This is a genomic window from Kumtagia sp. (genome assembly GCF_059502445.1).
In genome coordinates, this window is record NZ_JCACER010000016.1 from 1 (window position 1) to 7,081 (window position 7,081).

Sequence of the window (7,081 nt, forward strand, 5' to 3'; positions counted from 1 at the left end):
CGCCACCGAGTCAATCCGCCGCACCACAAACGACCAAGATGTGTGCATGCCGTAGTGCGAAGCGGGGGAGAGGTGTCTCGGGCGGAGCCCGAGACGGAGAGGGGGCCCTGTGAGATGGCGGACTACGGAACGGAAGCTCAAAGCCCAAAGCCGTCGAGCATAAGGCGTCCCCCGCCGCTACTCCGCCGCTTGCCGCACGCTCGGCTGCGGCCAGCGCTCCAGCGCCTGCCGCCCGGCATCGGTGAGCGCATAGACGCCCCATTGCGCCCGCTCGAACCAGCCATAGACGTTGCGGCGCAGGATCGATGCCGCAAGCGGTGCCCCGGCCTTGAGGTCGCGCGGTCGCTTCGGGCCGTCGGCCAGCGCGGCGGCGCAGGCCAGCGCCTGCTGCCGGTAGGCGGTCATGATCGGCGCGCGCGAGCCGCCGCCGACCGCCGGGTCGCCCTGGCGGCGGCTGTGCTCGTCGACCAGCCGCGAGCGCCGGCGCGGGTCGCGGCGCGGCGGCAGGGCGGCGGGGCTGAGCAGGATGTGCACCGCGCCGTCGGCGGCCACGCCCAGGAGCCCGAAGCCGAGCCGCCGGCACAGGTTGCGGAAGCGCTTGTCCGCCTCGCGCCCCTTGCCGCGCGCCGACAGCGCCGCGGCCAGCCACACCTCATCGCAGGCCGCCATGCGGTCTACGCCCTGCAGCACCAGTTCCAGGTTGAACTGCAGCTTCAGCTCGCACACCACGACCACCGGCGGCGATCCCGGGCTCAGCGCCACCAGATCGCAGCCGCCGACCTCGCCCTTCACTTCGTAGCCGAGGTTTTCGAGGAAGCGTTTTACCGGCAGATAGAGTGCGGTCTCGAGCATCGCCTCGTCGCGCGTGGAGGAAGCGCCCGAATCTGTCCGATTCGGCGCGCCGCGTCACCTGCTTGGGGAAGCGGAGGCCGGGTGAGAGGGGACGGTCTCTGCCCGTGGGGCAAAGCCGTCGCCGACCCGCCGTCAGCCCGCCCGCAGCCGGCGCACGCTTGAGTTGGCGTCCGCCTGGTAGGTCGAGCGGTAGAGCGCGCGCTGCCGCTGCAGCGCCACCATCGTGTTTCTCAGCAGGATCGCCACCGTCACCGGCCCGACGCCGCCCGGCACCGGCGTGATCCAGGAGGCGACCTCCCTGACGCTCTCGGTGTCGACGTCGCCGACGATGCGCGTGCCGCCGTCGGCGGTCGCCTCGCTGTTGATGCCGATGTCGATCACCGCGGCACCCGGCTTGACCATGTCGGCCTTGATCAGGCGCGGCCTGCCGACCGCCACGAACAACGCGTCGGCGCGCCGGGCGTGCGCGGCCACCGAGCGGGTCATGTGGTGGCACACCGTCACCGTCGCCCCCTCGCTCATCAGCAGGAAGGCGATCGGCTTGCCGACGATCTCGGAATGGCCGACGATCACCACCTCCAGCCCCTTCAGCTCCAGCCCGGTCGCCTTCAGCATCTCCACCGAGGCGGCGGCGGTGCAGGGCGCCAGGTCGAGCTCGTTGTAGACGATGTTGCCGATCGAGGCCGGGTGCATGCCTTCCACGTCCTTGAGCGGGTGGACGGCCGCCTGGATCGCCTTGATCGGGATGTGCGCCGGAACCGGCCGCTGGATAATGATGCCGGTGATGCGCGGGTCGGCGTTCATGCCGTGGATCGCCGCCTCCAGCTCGTCGGCCGAGATCTCCGCCGGAAAGCGCCGCTCCTCGAAGTCGATGCCGGCGGCTTCCGCCTTGGAGCGCTGGTTGCGCACATAGACGTCGACGGCGGCGACGTCGCCGACGGTGATCGACACCAGCTTCGGCCGGAACCCCTCGGCCGTGGCGCGCTCGGCCTCGGCGCGCACCTCGGCGAGGATGCGGGCGGCCACGGGGGCGCCCTTCAGGTAGCGGTGGTCGTCGGCTGTCGGCATGCGATGGCTCCGGGAGGAATGATCATAAGGGCTGCGCGCCCGCTCCATATAGGGCGGATGCGACGGCGGCGCGACTCCTTCCGCCGCAAAGCCCAAGGGCAGCGCGGTCGCCCGCGCTGCCCTTGCTTCCGGGTCGGAGAAAGCGGCCCCCGCTCGCTTCTTCCAGCCGCGCCGTCCCCGTCGCGGCGGCCCGGTTGCCTCACATGACCACCACCCTGGTGCCGACGCCGACGCGCTCGTAGAGGTCGACCACGTCCTCGTTGCGCAGCCGGATGCAGCCCGACGACACGTTGGTGCCAATCGTCCACGGCGCGTTGGTGCCGTGGATGCGGTAGAGCGTCGAGCCGAGATAGAGCGCACGCGCGCCGAGCGGATTTTCCGGGCCGCCGGCCATGTAGGTCGGCAAATGGCGGCCCTTGGCGCGCTCGCGCACGATCATCTCGGCCGGCGGGCGCCAGTCCGGCCACGCCGCCTTGCGAGAGATTTTCTGCGTGCCGGTCCACACCATGCCTTCCTGGCCGACACCGACGCCGTAGCGCCGCGCCTTGCCGCCGGCCTGGACGAGGTAGAGGAATTTCGAGCCGGTATCGATGACGATGGTGCCGGGCTTCTCGCCGCCGGAATACTCGACCTGCTGCGGCAGGTACATCGGGTCCATCTGCGGCCGGATTTCCTTCTTGCGCGGCGCCGGCACGGCGGCGGTGCGCACCGGATCCTGCCCGAACAGGCCGAGCCCCTGCCGCCGCACCTCGCGCCGCGGCTGGGCGTTGCGCTGCACCCGCCGCTGCTCGGCGCGCGGCTGCACATGGACGCCGTAGCCGGTGTCGCGCTGCGACAGCTTGCGGCCGGGCTGGCGGCCGAGCTGCATCACCCACGGCGCCGACAGGTCGGGGCTGACCACCACCGGCGGCCGCTCGCCGTAGCGCTGGCCGGCGCCGGCCGGCGCCGCCGCCAGCCCGGCAAGCGCGGCCGTACAGAGAAGAAGAAGCCTGCTTCTGATCATTACGCGTACTCGTCACCTGATCGCGAATTGGTCTGCGGCGGGGCGGACCGCGCCCTCGTCCTGTCAGGAGCGTGACGGCAAGCAGGAACCGAAAGGTGAATCGGGTTGGCTAAAATGCGTGGTTTTCCATAAACCTTCCGGCGTGGTTACCGGCCGGTTCAGCGGACTGGTAAAGGCGCGGTCAACGCGCCGCGGGACGCGTTAACGAATCGACGAAAGGGTTGGAAAGAGCCGATGACAGGGCTGATCGAGGGTTCCGACGGCGTGGCGCGCTGCTTCTGGGCGGGCGACCGCGACGACTACCGCCACTACCACGACCACGAATGGGGCCGCCCGGTCGCCGACGACCGCCGGCTGTTCGAGAAGATCTGCCTCGAGGGTTTCCAGTCCGGCCTGTCCTGGCTGACGATCCTGCGCAAGCGCGAGAATTTCCGCGCCGCTTTCGCCGGCTTCGACTTCGACGAGGTCGCCAGGTTCGACGAGAAGGACGTCGAGCGGCTGCTGCAAAACCCCGGCATCGTGCGCCATCGCGGCAAGATCGAATCCACCATCAACAACGCCCGCCGCGCCCAGGACCTCGTGGCCGAGGCGGGGTCGCTCGCCGCCTGGTTCTGGGCCTTTGAGCCGCGCCCTGATCAGCGGCCGCGAAAACTCGACCGCGCCACGCTCGCCGCCATGCCGACGACGGAGACCTCGACGCTGATCTCGAAGGAGCTGAAGAAGCGCGGCTGGACCTTTGTCGGCCCGACCACCGTCTACGCCTTCATGCAGGCCATGGGCCTGGTCAACGACCATATCGAGGGCTGCCACTGCCGCGCCGCCGTCGAGCGCGACCGCGCGGCGTTCCGGCGGCCGGGGCCTGCGTGATCGTGAGAAGTTTCTGCGCTGGCTTTGATGTCTCGGAGGTGGTGAAGCCAAAGCCAGTGCAAAAATCTCTTCGGCAATGCCGGCAAGCCAGTTTCCAGATGTGTGAATCCGATAGGCCTGGGAGAGGGGACAGTTTACTTTCTTTCGGCAGAAAGGCGCGGCAGTTCAGAGGTCGCGCGGGCCGAAAAAAGTAAACTGTCCCCGGCACTTACCCGTCCTCGCCGCGAAGCTCGCGGCGATGCGGCAGGTGCTTTTCGCGGCATTTTATCCCCTGCCTCTCCGCCTCCCTTATCCTTGCGCCCAGTCCCTCCTGCGGGAACGCCGATCATGACGGTGGTCTGCGGGGAGGGATCGGTGTCCGGAAGGTAGCGGCTAACGTGGCCGCGAGGTCCGGCGCTGCTTCAGAGTTTCCAACGATCCCGTCCTTGAGCGGGACGGGGCTCCGGTATGGCCTGAGGAGCCGTCATGAGCGGGATATCGCCGGCGTCACTTAAGCCGGAGTAGCGAGTACGATCCCATGACCCGGAAATGAAGCGGCGAAGAAGCACCGGACGGGCGGCCGAAAGGTCGCATATAAAATTAGATGAGCGATCCTGCGGCCGCCCGTCTTCCCGATCTTCTCAATGGCCAGACTGCGATGCAGGGCGTGGCGAGGACGGCGTATGCTCAGGGGACAGTTTACTTTCTTTCGGCAGAAAGGCACGGCGGTTCAAAGGTCGCGCGGGCCGAAAAAAGTAAACTGTCCCCGGCGCTTCCCCCTCTCCGCTTCCCCCTCTCCGTCTCGGGCTTTGCCCTCGACACCTCTCCCCCTGCGGGGGCGAGGAACCGCTGCCGCGATGCCGGCGCTCCTCCAGCCTGGGTTCCTCGCCCCCACGGAGTGGGGGAGAGGTGTCGAGGGCGGAGCCCGAGACGGAGAGGGGGAGCTTGGCACAGACATCGCGGCGTCGCGCGCCTTGTCCTCCCTTGCGGGAGAAGGCGCCCGAGCAGGCGAAAGCGGTTGGAAAACGCCGGCGCCCGGCCTACGCCGCGATGCCGGAGCCCGACAGCATGAAGGCGGCGAGCACCACCGCGACCGAGGCGACCGCCGGATACAGCACCAGCAGCATGGTGAGCGCCGCGCCGCCGAGCTGCCCGCCGGCCACCGCCTCGTCCGCGTCCGGCCCGAAGCCGCCGAAGGCAAAGTCGTCCGGCTTCCGGCACGAGGCGTCGCGGGCTGCGGTCTTGAGGAGGGCGGACATGGTCGTTGCTTCCGGTCTGTTCGGTTGCCAGGGCTTTTCTCATGGACGGGTAACCGTCCCGTGCCGTGCAACCGGGGGCATGTTTCCGTGTAGTTTCGGACGGTTACGGAACGAAGGCCCCTTTGTGGCGGCTGTGCGGAATGATCGCGGCGGTTGTGCCGCAATGGTTAACGGCTGCAGGGAGCCGCATATGGAACTACCCCCACCCCTGACCCCTCCCCGCAAGGGAGAGGGGGACTGGCTTGCACCTCCGCCTGACGCCGATCGTCGACGGTTCGCCTGGCATGGCGGCCGCAAAGTTCCCCTCCCCCTTGAGGGGAGGGGTCAGGGGTGGGGGTACGCGGCGCATGAATTCGTCGCGATGTCTCATGCGCAAATGCCCCTGCGTCGAGGAAAAGAGGCCCTGCCGACATGAAGCCACAAGCCTTGCCGCAGGGGGCGCCATCCGCTAGGACGGCGGCGCCGCCAAGACCCCGATGAAACGAGACCGCCATGGCCAGCACGGACAAGACGAAGGCGCGCCTGCCGCGCGGGTTTGCCGACCGCTTCCCCGACGACATCCGCGCCGTCGAGGAGATGATGGCCAAGATCCGCGCGGTCTACGAGCTCTACGGCTTCGAGCCGTTCGACCAGCCGATGATCGAATACACCGACGCGCTGGGAAAATTCCTGCCCGACCAGGACCGGCCGAACGAGGGCGTGTTCTCCTTCCAGGACGACGACGAGCAGTGGCTGTCGCTGCGCTACGACCTCACCGCGCCGATGGCGCGCTTCGTGGCGGAAAACTGGGACAAGCTGCCAAAACCCTTCCGCTCCTACAAATGGGGCTGGGTGTTCCGCAACGAGAAGCCGGGACCGGGCCGCTTCCGCCAGTTCATGCAGTTCGACGCCGATACGGTCGGCACGCCGGGCGTGGCCGCCGACGCCGAGATGGCGATGATGATGGCCGACGTGATGGAGGCGCTGGGCATCGAGCGCGGCGACTACGTCATACGGATTAATAATCGCAAAATATGGGATGGTGTCCTCGATGCGGCCGGCCTTGGTGGTGAAGAAAATGCAGCAAGAAAATTAGCTGTACTTAGAGCCGTCGATAAATTCGATAAATTTGGAATCCAAGGTGTGCGTCAACTTCTAGCAAAGGGGCGCATGGATGAGAGTGGAGACTTCACGAAGGGCGCAGAATTAAACCCAAAACAAATTGATAAGATAGTCGGTGTGCTCGAAGGCCTTAGAGACAGTTTAGCCGGAACCTTCTCGACGATTAGCTTCTATACGCAAGGGTCCGAAATAGCTCACCAAGGTCTCGAAGAGCTCGCCACGATAGCCGAACTCGTTGACCAGGGAGGATACGGCGACCGTATCCGCATCGACCCCTCCGTCGTCCGCGGCCTCGAATACTACACCGGCCCGGTCTTCGAGGCCGAGCTTTTGGCCGAGATCCCCAACGAGGAAGGCCAGGTCGTGCGCTTCGGCTCGGTCGGCGGCGGCGGTCGCTACGACGGGCTGGTGTCGCGCTTCCGCGGCGAGCCGGTGCCGGCGACGGGTTTTTCCATCGGCGTGTCGCGGCTGATGACGGCGCTGAAGAATCTCGGCAAGCTCGGTGCTTCCGAGGTGGTCGGCCCGGTCGTCGTGCTGGTCATGGACCGCGACACGGAAAGCCTCGGCCGCTACCAGAAGATGGTTTCCTCGCTGCGCCAGGCCGGCATCCGCGCCGAAATGTATCTCGGCGGCTCCGGCATGAAGCCGCAGATGAAATATGCCGACCGGCGCGGCGCGCCCTGCGTGGTGATCCAGGGCGGCGACGAGCGGGCTTTAGCGCAGGTGCAGATCAAGGACATGGCGCTCGGCGAGCAGTTGTCGAAGGAAATCGCCGACAATGCCGCCTGGCGCGAAGGCCGCCCGGCGCAGTTTTCGGTGCCGGAAGCCGAGCTTGTCGATGCAGTGCGAAAAGTGCTCGACGCGCAGGCCGTCGACCGGACTAATGGCGGCTAGGGTGCGCGCTCCTTCGCACCCCCCTCTGTCCTGCCGGACATCTCCCCCGCAAGGGGGG

6 protein-coding genes are annotated in these 7,081 nt (G+C 67.5%); 2 read left to right on the forward strand and 4 right to left on the reverse strand.

Annotated features, from left to right (window positions below; genetic code table 11):
- Window positions 1-177: 177 nt before the first annotated feature.
- The 3 genes from AC5JDC_RS06665 to AC5JDC_RS06675 form a co-directional block, all read right to left on the reverse strand.
- A complete protein-coding gene (locus tag AC5JDC_RS06665) occupies window positions 178-852 on the reverse strand; it encodes a DUF2161 domain-containing phosphodiesterase (RefSeq protein ID WP_495840243.1) in 675 nt (224 codons plus the stop codon).
- Between the two features lie 132 nt (window positions 853-984).
- Window positions 985-1,920: a bifunctional 5,10-methylenetetrahydrofolate dehydrogenase/5,10-methenyltetrahydrofolate cyclohydrolase gene (locus tag AC5JDC_RS06670; protein WP_106773625.1), complete on the reverse strand. Its 936-nt coding sequence runs from the start codon at window positions 1,918-1,920 to the stop codon at window positions 985-987.
- Between the two features lie 199 nt (window positions 1,921-2,119).
- Window positions 2,120-2,923 carry a L,D-transpeptidase gene (locus AC5JDC_RS06675; protein WP_495840245.1) on the reverse strand — a complete coding sequence of 268 codons (804 nt, stop codon included), beginning with the start codon at window positions 2,921-2,923 and terminating at the stop codon, window positions 2,120-2,122.
- A gap of 234 nt (window positions 2,924-3,157) precedes the next feature.
- Here AC5JDC_RS06675 and AC5JDC_RS06680 point away from each other — a divergent pair, with 234 nt between their 5' ends.
- On the forward strand, window positions 3,158-3,790 hold the full coding sequence (locus tag AC5JDC_RS06680) for a DNA-3-methyladenine glycosylase I (RefSeq protein WP_495840247.1): 633 nt from the start codon (window positions 3,158-3,160) through the stop codon (window positions 3,788-3,790).
- 1,019 nt (window positions 3,791-4,809) lie between these two features.
- Here the strand turns inward: AC5JDC_RS06680 and AC5JDC_RS06685 are convergent.
- The gene (locus tag AC5JDC_RS06685; protein WP_106773565.1) at window positions 4,810-5,028 is read right to left on the reverse strand and encodes a hypothetical protein; all 219 of its coding nucleotides are present in this window, start codon (window positions 5,026-5,028) and stop codon (window positions 4,810-4,812) included.
- 579 nt (window positions 5,029-5,607) lie between these two features.
- Between AC5JDC_RS06685 and hisS the strand changes: the two genes are divergently transcribed.
- Window positions 5,608-7,023 (forward strand): histidine--tRNA ligase, encoded by a 1,416-nt coding sequence (gene hisS, locus AC5JDC_RS06690; RefSeq protein ID WP_495840250.1) that lies wholly within the window; start codon window positions 5,608-5,610, stop codon window positions 7,021-7,023.
- Window positions 7,024-7,081: the final 58 nt, after the last annotated feature.

What these genes read in the sequence shown, in the direction of transcription:
- AC5JDC_RS06665 (WP_495840243.1), bottom strand. Translation starts at nt 852, where the DNA reads ATGCTCGAGACCGCACTCTATCTGCCGGTAAAACGCTTCCTCGAAAAC.
- AC5JDC_RS06685 (WP_106773565.1), bottom strand. Translation starts at nt 5,028, where the DNA reads ATGTCCGCCCTCCTCAAGACCGCAGCCCGCGACGCCTCGTGCCGGAAG.
- AC5JDC_RS06670 (WP_106773625.1), bottom strand. Translation starts at nt 1,920, where the DNA reads ATGCCGACAGCCGACGACCACCGCTACCTGAAGGGCGCCCCCGTGGCC.
- AC5JDC_RS06680 (WP_495840247.1), top strand. Translation starts at nt 3,158, where the DNA reads ATGACAGGGCTGATCGAGGGTTCCGACGGCGTGGCGCGCTGCTTCTGG.
- AC5JDC_RS06675 (WP_495840245.1), bottom strand. Translation starts at nt 2,923, where the DNA reads ATGATCAGAAGCAGGCTTCTTCTTCTCTGTACGGCCGCGCTTGCCGGG.
- hisS (WP_495840250.1), top strand. Translation starts at nt 5,608, where the DNA reads ATGGCCAAGATCCGCGCGGTCTACGAGCTCTACGGCTTCGAGCCGTTC.